The sequence below is a fragment of the Methylophilales bacterium MBRSF5 genome (genome assembly GCA_001044335.1).
Classification (GTDB): domain Bacteria; phylum Pseudomonadota; class Gammaproteobacteria; order Burkholderiales; family Methylophilaceae; genus BACL14.
This window is the reverse complement of sequence record CP011001.1, coordinates 1285211-1304311: the sequence shown is the minus strand read 5'-3', so window position 1 is coordinate 1304311 and position 19101 is coordinate 1285211. Positions and strand designations below refer to the sequence as shown.

Sequence of the window (19101 nt, the reverse complement as noted above, 5' to 3'; positions counted from 1 at the left end):
TTAAAGGAGATAAACATGAAAATTTCATTTGGTAACTTATATCCAAGCACGCTTGGTTTTGAAACTGCTTTAAGAGATATTGAAGCACTGATGGAAAACTCGATTGAGTCCGTCCATGAAAAATTTCCCCCACACAATATTATCAAACATAATGAAACCTCATATTCAGTGGAATTAGCTGTTGCTGGTTTTAATCAAGCTGATATTGATGTTACCGTTAAAGATGGACTACTTATTATCAAAGGTGATAAGTCAAAAGATGATACAAATATACAGTATCTTCATAAGGGAATTTCTAATCGATCATTTACAAAAACAATTCGATTAGCAGATACCATTGAAGTTAAAGGTGCAGATCTGGAATCTGGTGTACTTAAAATCTCGCTTGAAAATATTATTCCAGAATCAAAAAAACCAAAAAAAATTGAGATTAATGGAATAAAGAATCTTGCATCACAACAGTTAAATTCTTTAACTACATAAGTAATTTTTTGAAAAGGGGTAATGAACAATTACTCCTTTTTTTTAAACCCATCAATTATTAAACAGCCATCGGGGTCTATGCATGGCCAATCAGATTGAGGTCCGCAACTATTTCCTGTTATTTTTTTCTGGACTGGTTCATAAAATTGAATCTGATTGTTGTTATCCCTAGAACTTATATTTCTATTTTTTTCACTTATTTTTTCAGTAGAAAAAATAAATTGAGGATTAAGGAATAAGATATATATTAATCCGAACCGGAGAGGTCTGTTATTGAATATACACCGGTTGGACGATCTTTTTCTGTTTTCCATGATCTTCTTTTGACAATTTGGCATCGATCTCGATTAATATCAGAAGCACCAAATTTTAGCTTAGCATTTGGAATAACACGATATATATGCCTTTCTAGGCCATCAATTGTTTCAGGAGCATCATCATGAGCACAAAATATTAATACTCTTTGCTGCCTACTGTCCTCTTGTCGAATGATAACTAATTCATCTCGCTTCAATTCTTTGAAATATTTCTTAAGTCTATCTAATTCATCTTTTGTAATTGGTTCAGTCTTTAGCAAGCTCACTCTTTTTGTTACAGAAATCGCGTTGGCATTAAGCTTATCCTTACTCATGATTTGGGGAATAAAACGAACGATCCACTTATCTGATTGTTTCGATCGTTTTAGATTAGCAACAATTTCATCTACAGGATATTTTGATAGGATTGGAGGTCTCATATATCTAAGATTATATTAAAAAATAAACCGATATAGTAAATTATCGATAAGGTTATTATTGAGGCAATGATGACAAAATATATCTTGCGGAAAAACTCAATCTTGAGATGATTCCCATTAATTATTCGATATAGATAAAATCCAAGTAAATAAGATGGAAGAATAGCAATCACCCATAGCCACTTTTGATCTTTAAAGCCCAACCAAAAACATACGCCGAGCGAAATTAGCAAAACAAACCCGCCTAGTCTTGACCAAAAATTATGTTCCATCACGTTATAATAATAGATATGAAGAAGGATACAAAATTTACTAGATTTGATGCCATCATTTTAGGCTCAACATTCTTGACCGCTATTATCACTTTTTTACTTTATATTGGTTTTAGTTTGTATAAGTATATTAAAGGAGGGGTATGGGTGAAGTCTTTGTCGGCATGTGAGGTGTTCAATTTATTTTGTTCAAATAACTTTATTATTAAATTGATAGGTGACTTAGAAGCCACTCTTTTTGTATCACTTGTCTTTGGATTATATTTCTTTATTCACCTCTACCTGGCTAAAAAGTGAAATATCTTTTATTTCTATCTCTGATGACGTGTCATCATTTATTTGCATTGGAGTGCATCGGTCAGGTTTCTCAACGATACGAAATTAATAATCAAATTCATGACCAACAAGATCTTTCAAATGTTTTGCTAAATGTTTCATTCGACAAAAAATATAAAACGATTAATTTTGATCTTAAAAATAAACTAAGAATCAATAATGAGATGAATTACCCATGTGAACCACAATCATCAAAAACAGTGTGTTTAAAAAAGGCTACTTTTTTATCAGAAATGGGAGAGCGTGACCCCAATACAGGCACACGGTATGAATCAACAGCCCATACAGAATACTTTATGGAAATTATTTATGATAATGAAAGCAGAGACCTAATTTTTGATCACCAAATAAAGTCAACAGTGAGCAAACCAAAAAAAATTCAATCTAGCGAAATTGCCTCAGGGAAATTTAAATGCAAATAGATTTTTTTTGGATAGAGGTAGTAATATTTATCATTCTGATTCTATTGCTGATTATTATTATTTATTTAGCCAACCGTTAACTAATAAGCAATTTCCTGAAAAGCATAATCATAAATCTTTCCCGAGTGCTTCAAATTTAATTCATCAATCACTTTTTTTAACATTGCTGCAGACTGAGATGGGGTAAATATTCCATGCTTAACAAAGCCAGAATAGGGTTTAGATAATTTACTATCCACTGTGCCAGGATGCATACCGCAAACTATAATATTTTTATATTTTCTTTTTAACTCAATTGATAAATTTTTAATCATCATATTTAGTGCAGCTTTACTCATTCTGTAGGCATACCATCCACCCAATTCATTTGCAGAAATACTACCTACTCGAGCTGACAAAAAAACTATCTTTGTATGATCCGTGAGATTATTTCTCAGCTGGCTAAGTAATATGAGGGGTGCAATACAATTAATATGGTACGAAAATTGAAAGGCATTTTTATCAATATCCTTTAAGCTTTTTTCAGGTTTAAAGTGCTCGTTATGCAAATGTCCTGTAGCAAAAATAATTAGATCAAACTTAATCTTCGTGCTTAATTTAATCTCATTATGCTGCTCATAGTCATAGATAATTTGGTTAATGTGTGGGTCTAAATTTTGTTTTTTTCTAGACGCAATAGTAATTTTAATATCATTATTAACATATTCGCTGATCAAGGCAGACCCTATCGCTCCAGAACCTCCTATTATTAGTATTTCTTTCATTAATTGAATCTTTCTTATATTTATTTATCTATAACACATGATATTTTTTATTAAAACAACTATCGCTGTAGCAATCATTTTAATTGCATCCGAGCTCAGTAAGAAAAGTACTACCCTTGCTGCTATGCTTTTAGCTATGCCAATCGTCCTATTTGTATCTTTTGCACTTATTTATCAACAAAATAAAGACAATTTACACATTGCAAAATTAACGCACGAGACCGTACTTTATATCCTACCAGTATTGCCCTTTCTGTATCTTTTATCAGTATTGCTTAAGTTAGGTATGAATTTTTATCTGTCCTTATTTTTAGTGACGATTGGTATATGTTTAGTCACATACACCCTCAACTATTTTTTAACGAACATGAACTAACTTAATAATGTTACCCAACTGCATGTGGGCAACAGTTAATGCAAATAATGATGGAAATAATAATTCGATAAACGATACCTTAATCAATTCATTACATATCAGCCATACAATCAAAACAGGAATTGTAAAAATTACCATCCAAATCGTATCTTTTTTTAGCTGAAATTGATGATTCATTAATGCTCTCATTCCATGATAAAAACAAAAATAATAACCAAACCAAAATAGTGGATCTAAATAATAACCGGATATAAGCATCACAAATAATACTGACGTCTCGCACCACAGTTTCTTTTTAAAAGCAATTCTCAACCATCCTATAAGACAAACAATAAATGATATTTGTATACATATAATTAATATTTTATTCATTTGGTAATCAGCTAAATTAAAAAAAATTAAATTGACCGTTTCTGCATGGAAAAATATTGGGATCATTGTGACTAGGAAACCCCATGTTATTTTCTGTAATTTATTTAATGAATAATTTTTAAGATCGCTATCACCGAAGTGATATATGGACATCAAAAATAAGATAAATAATCCTGAAGTTGGAAAAGCCATCCATATTAAAATTGAAACTAAAACAATGAGTAAATAAATGAAGTAAATTTTAAAACGAGAATTTTTTTTAATGCTTAGTTCCCAGATTATTTTTCCATCGAGCGCGCCATGCCCCAAGCCAATCGTTGTTATAGCAATAAAAATTATCAGAATTAAAGGGTGGATTCCTAAAGAATATACTGCTTCAAGACTTTGATAAGGATATAAGCTGATCAGAATTATTCCTAAGATTGAAAAAAGTAGGTGATGAATATTTATTTTATTTAATAAGTGCATTAATCATTATTTTCTTTGGGGTGTTAATTAATATTTTGACAATGTCATATAGTGTTGGAATATCTGCTAAAAACCTTATCACTGATGCAATATCATTTGAATTAAATAATTTTATAAATATAGAGTTAGCAAGGTCTGGATAATAATAACAAGCCTTCAAAAATATTTTATCTAAAAAATTAATAAGTTTTTTTTCTTTAAAAACTAGGTCTTTAAGATTTGTATTTTTATTAATTTTTGACCACTGTGCTGCTCTTAATAGCATATAGCCAGAAGATGGTCGCGCAAAGCCACCATCAAGACCTATATTAATGATACGAGCAGTTCTATGAAATTTATGATTCACCGACATTGGTATTATGCCTTTTTCTCTTTTAATAATTTTTGCAATATTAAACACTGCTAATGATTTCTTATGAATCTTCTCAAGGTTCTCAAAATGTACCTTTTTTCCAAATGCAGTGGTTTCAATTAGCACTGATTTCTGATCAAAAGGTAAATTATAGTTAAACAAAACTTCATTATTTGATTGTAAAAAATGCATTAATTGGCATGTGTCGTGTTTGTGGTTATCTTTTATTTGAATTTTAGTACCAACAAAATATTGAAATAACATTTTTTTATTATTGACTGATTGTTGGTCTATAGAAGTACTAGAAATTAAATACTGACTTTGAAACTTATATTTTTTAGTCTTGACGTTGACTTCGTTATACATTTCTTTAATTGAGACGACCTGATCATAAATAATTTCAACACTATCTTTTAAACTACTAAAAATAGTTTCAATTACATGCTTATAGTCATAAGTGTTATAGCTGTAGGGTAAAATATTCTTTTTAATCGCAATATTTTCATTGCTAATTGATATTTTTTTATATGCTTTATCCGCTTGAATGCCATACTCTTTTGTTAGATCAAGCAGTCCTGGTCCCTGCCAACTGCTAATATATTTACTTTCAATTTTTTTACTTTTTTCAATTATTAATACTTTTAAATCAGAATGCATGTCTAAATACTGTTTTAAAAATAACAAACTTGATAACCCACGCCCAATAATAATTAAGTCATACATTTTAATTGTTGGTGCTCGGTGAATTCTTAATTGGAAGATGAAGCATGTTATTATGGATAGGCTGATAATTTTTATTTTTTTTACTCTTGAGTACGAATTTTAGTGTATGAAATAACTTTTCAGCACCATTCAAATACACCCTCCCATTCGTAAAGGGTTGTTTTTTTTTAATGATTTTTTTACCGATGCCTTGATATAGATTAGATGCTAATCCAAACGCCATTGAAACTTCTTTTGGTAAAAATTTTATAGCATAATTAGCACTATTAAAATATTTGTCAGCAATATCTAAGATTCTTAATTTCTCTTGCTCTACCTTTGTAATAAGATCTCGTTTTATTAGAACATCACTGGCTGATACTGATCCAATTAAATTTTCAGGAATATATACCCTTCCCCTTAGTGCATCCTCTTGAATATCACGAACGATGTTAACAAGCTGCATTGCTATTCCTAAGTCAATTGCAAAAAATTTTAGATTTTCATCTTTTATATTAACTGCATCACATACCATCAGGCCAACAACACCAGCGACACGGTAACAATACCTCAATAACTCATTGATTGATTTCGGTTGTCTAAAACTTATATCACTCTCTTGTCCCAAAATAAATTCTTCAAAATATTTAATTTGAGGAAATTGATCATCATCTAATCTTTTTAAAGACTCAAACTTTTTCTGTAAACTTTTTTTAGTAAGATCTTTTTTTAATAAACCTATCTCTTTTATCGCTGCTTCTTTACTTTGCTCATCTACAATATCATCTAATTTTCTACACATCTCATAGATTGAATAAATGGGATCAATATAATCCTTACCAAGAAACTTTGAAGCCCAGTAAAATGATTTACCATTCTGTTTAATTATTTGTCTGCTATCGCTCATTTAATATTCTTTCTACAACTTTGGCAGAATTTAATACGCCAGGAACACCTGCACCGGGATGAGTACCGGCCCCAACATAGAATAAATTTTTATAATAATCATCTTTATTGTGTGTTCTAAACCATGCTGATTGGGTGAGGATTGGAGCAATTGAAAAGCCCGAACCATGTGGTGTCATATAAGATTCTTTAAAGTCATTAGGTGTCATTACGAATAGATCATCAATATATTTTTCTAAGTCAGGCATAATTGTTTTACCTAATGCTTTGACCACCTTGTTTGCATATTCATTTTTTATTTCATCCCATGATATATCTGCTTGTAAATTTGGCACTGGGACTAAGGCATAGAAACTATCATGATTTTTTGGCGCAAAGCTTTGATCTGTAGCTGTTGGTCTATGCAGATAGATTGAGAAGTCTTCTGCTAAAACTTTCTTATTAAAAATATCATTTAGTAATTCTTTATAGCGTGGTCCCATCCATATAGTATGATGTGCAATCTTTGGATAAGTTTTTTTTGTTCCAAAGAATAATACAAATAAGCCCATGGAATGTTTTGCATATTTTTTCAAGAATCTGTTTTGGATTGATTTTTTTTCTTCTCCTAAAAAGATAGAATTTACAGTGATTGGGTCAGAGTTAGAAACTAATAAATCAGTATTAATAGACGCTTGGTTCTTAATGTGAACTCTGGATATTTTTTTTCCATTTACTTCTAATTTCTCTACCTCATGATTTGTTTTTATGGTGACGCCCTGTCTAATCATTAAATTTTTTAATTCTTCCACAACTTTTGCCATACCTCCCATGGCAAAATAAATACCCCATTTTTGTTCCAACGCATGGATCAATGCATATATCGATGATGTTTGAAATGGGTTACCGCCGACCAGTAATGGTTGAATTGAAAATACATTTCGCAAATTTTGATCACTTAGGTAAGTCGAGACAAACTTATAGACCGACTGGTATCCCTTTAATCTCAGAATATCTGGAGCATGTTTGATCATTGTTGATAATTTATGAAATGGTTTATCCGCAAGCTCTTGGTAACCTATTTCAAATATTTCTTGTGCTTTTTTTAACATTCGGTTATACCCATCCACATCTTTTGGGTTGATCCGTTGTATTTGTTCCAGCATTTGTTCACGATCAGGCACATAATCAAATTCAAATCCATTTACAAAATAGAATCTATACCATGGATCTAATGGTTTAAATTCAAGATAATCCTCAAGGTTTTCATTGAACAATTCAAACAATTCGTAAAATAAGTTTGGGGCTGTGATCACTGTTGGTCCTGCATCATGAATATACTTTTCTCTTTTGAATTGCTGTGCCCTTCCTCCAACTTCATCTAGTTTTTCCAATAACGTCACCTCATGGCCCATCGCTCGCAATCTTAATGCGGCTGCTATTCCTCCAAAACCTGAACCAATCACAGTTGTTTTCATAATGTTTCTTTCATTTGATTTGCAATGCTTATAAATATTGGTTGAAGAATAATGGGGACCTGATGTATATATCTATCAATCTCATTTAATTTTTTTATGATTCGTTCATGCGCATCCGTTAATGATAATTTAATGGAATATTTATCATTTATCTTTTGGTTGTTTTCTTTTATTAGGATGCTTATAAAATTTAAATGATTCAACGATATATCAGTTTTTTTACTTTTTATATTTTTATAATCGTTAATCATCTGGTAGGCAAGGCCTATGCTATTCATTAATTTGTTGAGCCCGTTTAATTCTGACTCAGGCAGTTCTTTGCATCGAAACATACCGTCTAATGGTGTCATTAATAGAGGTCCAGTTTTTTCATAAGCGATTTGTTCATAATCTTTCATACTTATTTTTTTTATGTCCACTCCAACATCTGACACTTGTCCAACGATAATTCTTTTCATGCTCAATGATAATGAATTTAATAAAATAGTTTGATGCCAACCTGTTTCTATTTCCGATAATTTTTGAAAAGCTTGAGCAATAATAAAGTCACCAAGACATATGGCAGCAGGTACGCCATACTTTTTCCATATAGTCGTCAAACCTCTTCTTTTTTCATCTTGATCACATATATCATCATGAATCAAAGAAGCTGTATGAATTAATTCACATGCAACAGACCATTTAATAACAGTATCTTTTGGTAAATTTAACAACTCTCCTGAAGCTAGAGCAAGTTGTGCGCGAATGAATTTACCTTTAGATTGATTTTGAAATTTAAGCCATTCATTTAGGATCGTCTTCTTGTCTTGTAGTGCTTTTTGAATTTCTTTTTTTACGAGATGTAAATCAGCTGTCGCCTCCGGTGGCATAAAAAATTCATCAAAATGACTGCTGATAATTATTTTCATATTAAAAAAAACGCGCCTGCAAAGAGGCGCGTTTCTTATCTCAAGATTTTAAATGTAATATTGATCTATTATGCACCTGCATCAGACTTACGCTGAGCAATCATATAAATCATTACACCAAATAGTGCTTTTGCAACCACGTCAGCAACTGTGTAACCTACTTGAATTGCAGGGTTAACAGCACCTGGGTCTGCTTGTAAACCAATCATTGGGAAAACGAAAACGATTGGGTAGAAGCACCATGACAAAATAGTTAAAGTTCTTGCTTTACTAACAAGACCTTGAACAGCTTTTGGCTGTTTGCTGATTGATGCGCCAAGGCCGCTAACTAGATCCCATACAATGTATACAAACGGAATCATAGCTAGTACCCACCACATCCAACGATCACCGTACATAGATGGATCGGTAATTACTTCACCTGGGTAACCTAAGATGACCATTACTGCAGCAGCTAAAGCTAATTTAGTACCTTTAGAATATGTTTCCTCTTTTGATAGTCTCATAACCAAGACTAACTCAAGAAGTAATAGAGGCACAGTTAGTAACCAATCCACGTAACGATAAGCGTCATTGAATTGAGCACCTGTTGCTTCAACAGTACCATTAACTAATGTATAAGCATCATTGAAACTTTCAAACATTCTTAGATAATGATAAAAAGCGATTAAACAAACTAATCCTGATAGGGATAGCGCAGTTTTGTATGCTGGAGCGACTTGAGAACGCTGAGCAAAAAAGAATACTGTAGCCGCACCAAATGTTGCGATTGCGAATGACAGTGAGTTATAGACTAAATTATATCCGCCTACTTCCATAGAGATTCTCCATTTAAATAAATTGGTTTTTTGAGACTGTCTTCATCTCACAAAAAACACAAATAACCCATAAACTTAAACGAATACCTCTCCACATGTATTTACTTAAATTTATAGACCTAACGATCAGAATAACCTGATTCCTTATATGGACTTTATGCAATTTTAAAGGTTCAAAAAAAACCCTTGTTTCCAAGGGTTTTTAAATTGGTGATTTAAACGCTACTTCTATTTACGAGCTTTCCAAATAGAATAAAGCACCCAGATGGCTACAAGACCGACTATTCCTTCACCACCAAGTGAATTAATATGGCCTGTTACAGTTTCAATGATTCTTGGTTCGCCAAAAAATGGGATAGCTGCCCCTCCCATAAGGATTTGTAGAACGATACCAAGTGCTAAGAGACTTACTACCGTCTCTGAAAGAGCTGCTGCCCAAGTTCTAACTGTTTTTAAAATATCCATCTATTACTTCTCCTTATATAGTAATAACTATAGAAATTACGTTTAAACTCTCTTCGCTTTAAACATAATAAAACCTTACTCCCTTTAAGGAAAAATACAATATTTTGTAAAAATATATATGTTGACAACTACATATTGATTATTTATATTTAAAGATCTGCCTTGAAATCTATCTATCCAAACATTTATTACTCGTTAGTGTTTTTAGGAATTTTTTTGATTAACTCTTTTTCTTGCTGAATTATTTTTGGTGATCACCTTTTCTAATTTACCAACCTTGCCTAATAAAAAAGGTGGCATATTTGCATAAATATTCTCATATTGCCCTTTATTAATAATATAAGTTTCATGCCATACACCGACATCACCATTTGTTCCTACTTTTTTTAAAAATTTTTGCCATTCTGGTAAATGACTCAAATCTTTTGATCGAGCAAAATGCTCCAACTTATCAAATGACTCCCAATATTGTATTGTGATAATATTTCGGCCAAACCACGTTTCACCACCCAAATAACCTAAAGATTGATTTTTGATTAATTCTTTTACCATCTTAGGAAAACTTAAAAAAATAGGGAACCAGCGATGTATTTTCCAGAAGTAATTGATCCTCATTCCAATTAGAAAAACAACAAATCCGCTATCTTTCTTTGCAGTAACTCGATCTTTTATAATTTTTTTATTTTTCAATTACCTAAATCAATTCTAATTTTTAAATTATCATTATCAATAGTGACCTTAGCTTCCTCAAATGTTGGAGAGCTCATTGCATGTCGAATATTGTTTGAAACACCCCAATCCTCCTTAGGTATGCCAAACAAATTTGTATCAAGCTCGCCATTATTATTTTCATCATTAAATACACTTATTGCATAATCTCCACTGGGAAGGTTTTCAAATCTACATACTATATTTTCCATGTTCCCAGGAATATTTAGCTGTAATGCTTTTTCATAATCTGTTGGAAATGAGTCTTTGATTGTTTTATCAAATAATGCACATCCAACCACGCTATTTTTATTTTTTACGTTACCAATTTCAATAAATAATTCAAATGCAAAAAGTTGTTTATAAAATATTAATACACATATAACTAGAAATTTATACATAGATTTAAATTTATTCGACAGTAACAGATTTTGCTAGATTCCTTGGCTTATCAACATCAGTCTTTTTTACCAAGGCTACATGATATGCCAACAATTGAACTGGAATGGTATGGACAATAGGTGACAAGATTCCAATATGCCGATGAGATCTGATCACTGATAACCCATCTTCAGCATCAAAGGTACTATCAGCATCAGCAAAAACAAATAATTCACCACCTCTCGCTTTCACTTCTTGCATGTTAGATTTTACTTTTTCAAGTAGCTTATCATTTGGCGCAATAACAACCACAGGTAAATTTTTATCAACTAACGCTAGTGGGCCATGCTTTAATTCACCAGCAGGGTAAGCTTCTGCATGAATATAAGAAATTTCTTTTAGCTTTAGGGCCCCTTCAAGTGCAATCGGATAATGAACGCCTCTACCCAAAAACAATGCGTTTTCTTTTCTAGCAAATTTTTTAGCCCACGTTTTGATTTGTGGTTCCAGGTTGAGTGCTGTTTGAATATGGCCGGATAATTTTCTTAATTCATTGATCAGTTCTAATTCTATAGATTTAGAAATTTTCTTATTCTGTCTTCCAAAAAGAACCGCGAGGACAAAAAGACTGACCAATTGAGTAGTAAAAGCCTTTGTTGAGGCAACGCCAATCTCAACCCCAGCTCGAGTATAAAGCACATGATCAGACTGCCTTGCAATAGCGCTTTCTTGAACATTACAAATAGCTAAAGATTTACGATTACCATTTTTTTTAGCTTGTTTTAATGCCTCAAGTGTATCTAAAGTTTCACCAGACTGTGAAATCGTAATGACAAGTTGTTTTTTTGGCGTTACAACTTCTCGGTATCGATATTCACTCGCTATTTCAACATTGACAGGAATACCTGCAATATTTTCAAACCAATATTTTGCTGTTAGCCCAGCGTAGTAACTCGTTCCTGCGGCTAATATAAGAACAGAATCAAATCGGCTTGCATCAAACTTTTTCCCGCCAATTAATTTTGGACTAATAATTCCATCATCAATAATTGATTCAATTGTATCAGCCACTGCAACTGGCTGATCATATATTTCCTTTTGCATAAAGTGACTATATGGACCCAGTTCCATTTGATTATTTTTTAGTGCACTAGTATGAATCTTACGGTTAATTTTCTTTTTATTTTGATTAAATATTTGGTATCCATTAATGTTTAGTATCCCAAAGTCACCATCTTCTAGAAAAATAACTTTATTTGTAACAGATAAGAGAGCCGAAATATCGGATGCAATATAATTTTCTCGATCAGATATACCAATAATTAATGGACAACCATTTCTTGCCACTATTATTTCTTCTGAAATTTTATCTGTAATAGCAATTGCATAAGCTCCCTCTAATTTGGCACAAGTTTTTAAGAAAGCATCAAATAATGATACTTTTCCCTTTTTAAAATAATGAATGAGGTGTGCAATAACTTCTGTATCTGTTTCAGAATTAAATTTATACCCTTTGTCTTTTAAAAATTTGCATAACTTGGCATGATTTTCAATAATGCCATTGTGAACTACGACGATTTCATCGTTTGAGATATGAGGGTGTGCATTTTTTTCATTTACACCGCCATGTGTTGCCCAGCGAGTATGACCTATACCAATTGAACCATTTAATTTTTGCTTATTAACTTTCTGTTGAATGGTATCCACTCGACCCACTGAACGAATTCTTTTGATATGGCTATTGTTGATTACAGCAATACCGGCAGAATCATACCCACGGTATTCTAATTTTTTTAGACCATCCACTAATATTGGAACAATATTTTTATTTACAGCAACGCCGCCAACAATTCCACACATAATTATTTTTTCTTAGGCCTTATCCAGTCATCAATACTCTTTTGTTCAACTCTAGAAATTGTAAGTTTGTTTTCTGGCGCATCTTCTGTGATTGTGGAACCAGCGCCAATGGTTGCACCTTTTTTAATCACGACCGGAGCGATTAACTGGGTATCTGACCCAATAAAAACATGATCTTCAATAATTGTTTGATGCTTATTGGCTCCATCATAATTACATGTAATTGTTCCGGCACCAATATTCACTTCTTTTCCTATTTTTGTATCGCCAACATACGAAAGGTGATTTATTTTTGAATGATCATCAATGCTAGATTTTTTAATCTCAACAAAGTTACCAATATTTATATTATTTTTTAATGTGGTTGCGGGACGAATTCTTGAATAAGGTCCTATATTACAATTATCACCTATCAATGCATCATCGATATGATTAAAGGCGTTTAGGTTTGTGTTTTCTCCTATTTGTGATGCTTTAATAATATTATATGGTCCAATTTTTGAATTTTTCTTTATTAATACATCACCTTCAAAAATACAGCCGACATCAATAGTGACGTTTTCCTCACATGTTAACGTACCTCTGATATCTATCCGATTTGGGTCAATGATTTTGACGCCTTGATTTATTAATTGCTCAGCTTTTTCTTGCATATACATTCTCTCAAGCAGAATAAGTTCTTCTATTGAATTGATGCCTTGGATACTGGTTTCGGTTTCGGCTTTAATGCCAGTAACTTCTATTTTATCCTTATTCGCAAACTCTATGATATCAGTTAAATAATATTCTTTTTGAGCATTATTATTATCCAGTTGTGCTAACCATTTTTTTAAATGATCTGACTGAACACACATTATCCCAGTATTTATTTCATTGATTTTTTTTTGTTCGAAGTCGCAGTCTTTTTCCTCAACAATTTTTATTATTTTTTGCTTGTTATCATCTCTAATTATTCTTCCAAAATCAGTTGGGTTGGTTTTATCAAAAGTTACTAGTCCTATTCCTGTTTTTTTTGAGGCATCAATAAGTCTTATCAAAAGTTTATGATTAATTAATGGTACGTCGCCATATAAAATTAAGGTAAGTTGACTGGTGATTTCATTGATCGCTTGCATTACAGCATGACCTGTCCCAAGCTGGTCTTTTTGAATAACAAAATCAAGCTGTTGATTCGAGAAATAATTTTTTATTTCATCTGCTTTGTAACCTACTATAGGTATGATCTTGTTCGGATCTAATTCTTTTGCTGTGTTGATGACCCTTTGTAAAAAAGGTTGTCCAACAAACTCCTGCATTACTTTTGGTTTTGAGGACTTCATCCGAGTCCCTTTACCAGCTGCTAGTATTACAATATCTAAATTCATTATTATGTTGAGTATAAACAAAAAAAGCAGCCAGAAGCTGCTTTTTATTTTTTTTGAGATTTTTTATTTCTTTTTTCGTAAACGCTGAATGGCTTGTATTTGAGCAACAGCCTCAGCTAGCTCAGCTTGTGCTTTTGCATAATCTATATCGCCTTTTTGTTTTGTTAATGCATCTTCAGCTTGTTTCTTAGCTTGATTCGCTTTGGCTTCATCAAGATCTGAGCCTCTTACAGCGGTATCAGACAATACCGTTACTGAGCCTGGTTGCACTTCCAAGATGCCACCAGAAACATACACTAACTCTTCATCATTTTTACCTGATAATTTTATTCGCACAGAACCCGGCTTTAAAGTCGTAATCATTGGTGCATGATTTGGATATATACCCACCTCACCCATAGCTGATGGAGCAACTACAAATTCAGCCTCACCTGAAAAGAGAGACTCTTCAGCACTTACAACATCTACTAAAACTTTACTCATAAGTTATAACCTAAAAATTAATTAAAGTTTTTTTGCTTTAGCAACGGCTTCATCGATGCTTCCAACCATATAGAATGCCTGTTCAGGTAGATCGTCATATTCACCATCAACAATCGCTTTAAAGCCTGCAATCGTTTCTTTTAATGAAACATACTTACCTGGCGAGCCTGTAAAGACTTCCGCCACATGGAATGGTTGTGATAAGAATCTCTGAATTTTACGTGCTCTATTCACGGCTAATTTATCTTCAGGTGATAATTCATCCATACCAAGAATTGCAATAATATCTCTTAACTCTTTATATTTTTGAAGAGTTGCTTGAACTCTTCGTGCCACTTGATAGTGATCTTCACCAACAATTTGTGGATCTAGCTGTCTTGATGTTGAATCGAGTGGATCAACAGCTGGATAAATACCTAATGAAGCAATATCACGAGATAACACAACAGTAGAATCCAAATGCTGGAAGGTTGTTGCTGGAGATGGATCAGTTAAGTCATCTGCAGGAACATAAACCGCTTGAATCGATGTAATAGAACCTGTTTTTGTCGATGTAATTCTTTCTTGGAGGCGACCCATTTCATCAGCAAGAGTTGGTTGATATCCCACCGCTGACGGCATACGCCCTAGTAGAGCTGAAACTTCAGTACCAGCAAGAGTATAACGATAAATGTTATCAACAAAGAACAGAACATCACGACCTTCGTCACGGAATTTTTCAGCCATTGTTAAACCTGAAAGCGCAACTCTTAAGCGGTTGCCTGGAGGTTCATTCATCTGACCAAATACCATAGCCACTTTAGACTCTTTCATGTCATCCAACTTAATAACTCCAGCATCAGACATTTCATGATAGAAGTCGTTACCCTCACGAGTTCTCTCACCGACACCGGCAAAAACTGATAAACCTGAGTGTTGTTTTGCAATGTTGTTAATTAATTCCAACATATTAACTGTTTTACCAACACCGGCACCACCGAATAGACCAACCTTACCACCCTTCGCAAATGGGCAAATCAGGTCGATAACCTTAATACCTGTTTCTAGTAATTCTACAGATGGAGATAGCTCACTAAATTCAGGAGCTTTTTGGTGAATCGAACGATGTTCTTTCGTATCAATTTTACCAACCTCATCAATAGGTCTACCTAGAACATCCATAATACGCCCCAAAGTGCCTTCACCAACAGGAACTTGGATTGGTGCGCCAGTAGATGTAAATTGAGTGCCTCTAGCTAAACCATCTGTTGAACCCATCGCAATTGCTCGCACAATGCCATCACCAAGCTGTTGTTGAACTTCAAGCGTTAAACCTTCTTCAGCTGTTTTTGCATTTGCGTCTTTGCTGTCTATTTTTAAAGCATCAAAAACTTTTGGCATTGAATCTCTTGGAAATTCAACATCAACAACAGCTCCGATACACTGAACTACTTTTCCGATTTGTTTGGCACTCATTTTATTTCCTTACTCATCTCAAAAAAATTAAAAAATTATGAAACCGCGGCTGCTCCACCCACAATTTCTGATATCTCTTTAGTAATTGCTGCCTGACGTGCTTTGTTATAAACCAACGTCAATTCATCAATCACATTTACTGCATTATCTGATGCAGCTTTCATTGCAACCATTCGTGCTGATTGTTCTGATGCCATATTTTCCGCTACTGCATGATAGATGATTGATTCGATATATCTCTTTAATAATTCTTCTATCACCGCATCCGCAGTTGGCTCATAAATATAATCCCATGGCCCTTCAGGAGCACCAATTTTTTCACCATTTAATGGGAGTACTTGGTCCATGCTTGGCTCTTGTTTCATCGTATTGATGAATTTTGTAAAGCATATATAAAGCTGATCAATTTCGCCATTAATATATGAATCCAGCATCACCTTAATACTTCCAATTAAATCATTTAAATGTGGTGTGTCACCAAGTCCTGTGATATTCGACTTCACGTCTGCTCCAACGCGATTCATAAAACTAAAACCTTTAGTTCCAACAGCTGCGATTTGGACTTTTTTTCCTTCTTTTTCCCAGCTCTTAATTTGATTTAATGATGTTCTTAAGACGTTTGTATTTAATCCGCCACACAATCCTTTGTCTGATGTAACAACAATAAGGCCAACATTCTTCACTTTGTCTCTTAAAACTAAAAAAGGATGTTTAGATTCAGACTGTGCATAAGAAAGATGTGCTGCAACATTCCTAATTTTTTCAGCATAAGGTCTTGCAGCAGCCATACGGTCCTGAGCTTTACGCATTTTTGATGCAGCAACCATTTCCATCGCCTTAGTGATCTTTTTGGTATTTTCTACACTCTTGATCTTTGTTCGTATTTCTTTACTACCAGCCATAAATATTCCAAATATTAATATTTGCTAGAAGATTTAAAATCTTCAATTGCTTTAACTAAATCTTTTTCATCTTTTTCAGATAGGTCAAGATTTTTCTCAATACTTACCATTACCTTTTTATGTTTAGAAGCAACAAATCCATGTAGGTCTGATTCACATGTAAGAATCTTCTCAACAGGAACATCGTCAAAGTAACCATTGTTAGCAGCGTATAAAGTGACTGCCATCTTAGAAACACTTAACGGGCTATATTGAGCTTGTTTCATTAGTTCGGTAAACATTCTTCCTCGATCTAACTGTTTTCTTGTAGCTTCATCAAGATCAGATGCAAACTGAGCAAATGCAGCAAGTTCACGGTACTGAGCTAGCGCTAATCGCACACCACCACCCAGCTTTTTAATTACCTTAGTCTGGGCAGCGCCACCAACTCGAGACACAGAAATACCAGCGTTAATAGCTGGTCGTATACCCGCATTAAATAAATCTGATTCTAAGAAAATCTGACCGTCTGTAATAGAAATAACGTTTGTTGGAACGAACGCTGATACGTCACCAGCGGCAGTTTCAATAACAGGAAGCGCAGTTAATGAACCCGTTTTGCCTTTCACTTTACCCTTAGTAAAGTTTTCAACATATTCTTCATTTACACGAGCAGCTCTTTCTAATAAACGTGAATGGATATAAAACACATCACCAGGATATGCTTCACGACCTGGAGGTCTTCTTAAAAGTAATGAAATCTGACGATAAGCAACAGCTTGTTTACTTAAATCGTCATAAATAATTAATGAATCCTCACCACGATCTCTGAAGTATTCGCCCATAGTACAACCAGCGTATGGGGCTAAAAATTGCAATGCAGCTGAATCAGATGCTGAGGCAACCACAACAGTCGTATATTCCATCGCACCAGTTTCTTCAAGCTTTCTAACCACGTTAGCAATGGTTGATGCTTTCTGACCAATCGCAACATAAATACAGGTCATGTCTTGACCTTTTTGGTTAATGATTGCATCCACAGCGACAGCTGTTTTACCGGTTTGTCTGTCACCAATAATTAATTCTCGCTGACCACGACCAATCGGCACCATGGAGTCAACGGATTTGAGTCCAGTTTGTACTGGTTGTGAAACTGATTTTCGAGCAATAACGCCAGGAGCAACTTTTTCAATTTTGTCTGTTAATTTTGACTTAATTGGTCCTTTGCCATCTAATGGATTACCTAAAGCATCAACAACTCGACCAACCAATTCAGGACCTACAGGAACTTCCAAAATCTTACCTGTACATTTACATGTATCGCCTTCAGAAATGTGTTCGTAATCACCAAGAACAACAGCACCCACAGAGTCTCTTTCCAGGTTAAGAGCCATTCCGTAAGTATTGCCAGGGAACTCAATCATTTCTCCAGACATAACATTTGATAGACCATGTATACGCACAATACCGTCTGTAACTGATACAACGGTACCCTGTGTACGGGCTTCTGATGAAGATTTGAAATTTTTGATCCGACTTTTAATCAGTTCACTAATTTCTGAAGTTGATAATTGCATTATTTTCTCCTGGGTAATTACGCTTTCATTGAGAAAGCTAAACTTTCAAGTTGTCCTTTAACTGAAGCATCTATGACTGTGTCACCCACAGTAATAAGACTGCCTCCCAAAATAGATTGATCTATTTCAACGGTTACTTCAATTTTTTTATTTAATTTCTTTTCTAAGTTTTTAATTATTTCGTCTGTTTCTTTTTTTGTAATCTTAGTTGCAACTACAATATTAGCTGTTACAGATCCTTCTTCATTCGCCTTTAAATTTTCAAACGCCTCACTGATGAAGGGTAAAATCAATAAGCGTTTGTTTTCGATGAGAAGTTTTATAAAATTTTCACCTTCTTTATTGATATTCTTTTTGCAAATATCAAGGATTAATTTTTCTCTATCTGTATCCAGCACCTTTGAATCATTGATCACAGACTTAACGGCATCATCTTCAACAACCTGAGATAACAAACTCAGAGTTTCAGACCATGCTTTCAGTTTTTTTTGTTCTTTTGCAAGATCAAAAACTGCCTGTGCGTAAGGTCTAGCTATCGTTGAAATTTCAGCCATA

General features: G+C 33.6%; 21 protein-coding genes. 3 read left to right on the top strand and 18 right to left on the bottom strand.

The features are described from left to right. Positions 1–15 precede the first annotated feature (15 nt). The gene (locus UZ34_06930; GenBank protein ID AKO65067.1) at positions 16–483 is read left to right on the top strand and encodes a hypothetical protein; all 468 of its coding nucleotides are present in this window, start codon (positions 16–18) and stop codon (positions 481–483) included. Between the two features lie 247 nt (positions 484–730). Here the strand turns inward: UZ34_06930 and UZ34_06925 are convergent, their stop codons facing one another. Further along, positions 731–1219 carry a hypothetical protein gene (locus tag UZ34_06925; GenBank protein AKO65066.1) on the bottom strand — a complete coding sequence of 163 codons (489 nt, stop codon included), beginning with the start codon at positions 1217–1219 and terminating at the stop codon, positions 731–733. A gap of 290 nt (positions 1220–1509) precedes the next feature. Between UZ34_06925 and UZ34_06920 the strand changes: the two genes are divergently transcribed. Continuing rightward, positions 1510–1788, top strand: coding sequence for a hypothetical protein (locus tag UZ34_06920; protein AKO65065.1), 279 nt, complete (start codon positions 1510–1512; stop codon positions 1786–1788). 23 nt (positions 1789–1811) lie between these two features. Next, a complete protein-coding gene (locus UZ34_06915; protein ID AKO65064.1) occupies positions 1812–2249 on the top strand; it encodes a hypothetical protein in 438 nt (145 codons plus the stop codon). An 80-nt stretch (positions 2250–2329) separates the two neighbouring features. Here UZ34_06915 and UZ34_06910 read toward each other — a convergent pair whose 3' ends face one another. The 17 genes from UZ34_06910 to UZ34_06830 all read right to left on the bottom strand — a co-directional run bounded on the left by UZ34_06910 (position 2330) and on the right by UZ34_06830 (position 19100). After that, positions 2330–3013, bottom strand: a complete 684-nt coding sequence (locus tag UZ34_06910; protein AKO65063.1) for a hypothetical protein — start codon at positions 3011–3013, stop codon at positions 2330–2332. A gap of 358 nt (positions 3014–3371) precedes the next feature. After that, positions 3372–4229 (bottom strand): hypothetical protein, encoded by an 858-nt coding sequence (locus tag UZ34_06905; protein AKO65062.1) that lies wholly within the window; start codon positions 4227–4229, stop codon positions 3372–3374. Beyond that, positions 4213–5304: a hypothetical protein gene (locus UZ34_06900; GenBank protein ID AKO65061.1), complete on the bottom strand. Its 1092-nt coding sequence runs from the start codon at positions 5302–5304 to the stop codon at positions 4213–4215. The genes UZ34_06905 and UZ34_06900 overlap by 17 nt, the downstream gene beginning before the upstream one ends. 1 nt (position 5305) lies before the next feature. Then, on the bottom strand, positions 5306–6190 hold the full coding sequence (locus UZ34_06895; GenBank protein AKO65060.1) for a hypothetical protein: 885 nt from the start codon (positions 6188–6190) through the stop codon (positions 5306–5308). Then, positions 6180–7646: a phytoene dehydrogenase gene (locus tag UZ34_06890; GenBank protein AKO65059.1), complete on the bottom strand. Its 1467-nt coding sequence runs from the start codon at positions 7644–7646 to the stop codon at positions 6180–6182. The genes UZ34_06895 and UZ34_06890 overlap by 11 nt, the downstream gene beginning before the upstream one ends. Continuing rightward, the gene (locus UZ34_06885) at positions 7643–8554 is read right to left on the bottom strand and encodes a hypothetical protein (protein ID AKO65058.1); all 912 of its coding nucleotides are present in this window, start codon (positions 8552–8554) and stop codon (positions 7643–7645) included. Before UZ34_06885 ends, UZ34_06890 begins: the two co-directional genes overlap by 4 nt. Positions 8555–8622: 68 nt before the next feature. Continuing rightward, on the bottom strand, positions 8623–9372 hold the full coding sequence (locus UZ34_06880) for a xanthorhodopsin (GenBank protein ID AKO65057.1): 750 nt from the start codon (positions 9370–9372) through the stop codon (positions 8623–8625). Between the two features lie 228 nt (positions 9373–9600). Next, positions 9601–9831 carry a hypothetical protein gene (locus UZ34_06875; protein ID AKO65193.1) on the bottom strand — a complete coding sequence of 77 codons (231 nt, stop codon included), beginning with the start codon at positions 9829–9831 and terminating at the stop codon, positions 9601–9603. Between the two features lie 210 nt (positions 9832–10041). Next, on the bottom strand, positions 10042–10527 hold the full coding sequence (locus UZ34_06870) for a transcriptional regulator (GenBank protein ID AKO65056.1): 486 nt from the start codon (positions 10525–10527) through the stop codon (positions 10042–10044). Then, positions 10524–10916, bottom strand: a complete 393-nt coding sequence (locus UZ34_06865; GenBank protein ID AKO65192.1) for a hypothetical protein — start codon at positions 10914–10916, stop codon at positions 10524–10526. The genes UZ34_06870 and UZ34_06865 overlap by 4 nt, the downstream gene beginning before the upstream one ends. A gap of 40 nt (positions 10917–10956) precedes the next feature. Then, positions 10957–12786 (bottom strand): glucosamine--fructose-6-phosphate aminotransferase, encoded by a 1830-nt coding sequence (locus tag UZ34_06860; protein AKO65055.1) that lies wholly within the window; start codon positions 12784–12786, stop codon positions 10957–10959. A 2-nt stretch (positions 12787–12788) separates the two neighbouring features. Next, a complete protein-coding gene (glmU, locus tag UZ34_06855) occupies positions 12789–14150 on the bottom strand; it encodes a bifunctional N-acetylglucosamine-1-phosphate uridyltransferase/glucosamine-1-phosphate acetyltransferase (GenBank protein ID AKO65054.1) in 1362 nt (453 codons plus the stop codon). A 63-nt stretch (positions 14151–14213) separates the two neighbouring features. Continuing rightward, positions 14214–14633 (bottom strand): ATP synthase F0F1 subunit epsilon, encoded by a 420-nt coding sequence (locus UZ34_06850; GenBank protein ID AKO65053.1) that lies wholly within the window; start codon positions 14631–14633, stop codon positions 14214–14216. 21 nt (positions 14634–14654) lie between these two features. After that, positions 14655–16088, bottom strand: a complete 1434-nt coding sequence (locus tag UZ34_06845; protein AKO65052.1) for an ATP synthase F0F1 subunit beta — start codon at positions 16086–16088, stop codon at positions 14655–14657. A gap of 35 nt (positions 16089–16123) precedes the next feature. Continuing rightward, a complete protein-coding gene (locus UZ34_06840) occupies positions 16124–16990 on the bottom strand; it encodes an ATP F0F1 synthase subunit gamma (protein ID AKO65051.1) in 867 nt (288 codons plus the stop codon). 14 nt (positions 16991–17004) lie between these two features. Continuing rightward, positions 17005–18546, bottom strand: a complete 1542-nt coding sequence (locus UZ34_06835) for an ATP F0F1 synthase subunit alpha (protein AKO65050.1) — start codon at positions 18544–18546, stop codon at positions 17005–17007. A gap of 17 nt (positions 18547–18563) precedes the next feature. After that, entirely contained in the window at positions 18564–19100 is a 537-nt protein-coding gene (locus UZ34_06830; protein ID AKO65049.1) for an ATP synthase F0F1 subunit delta, read from the bottom strand. Position 19101: the final 1 nt, after the last annotated feature.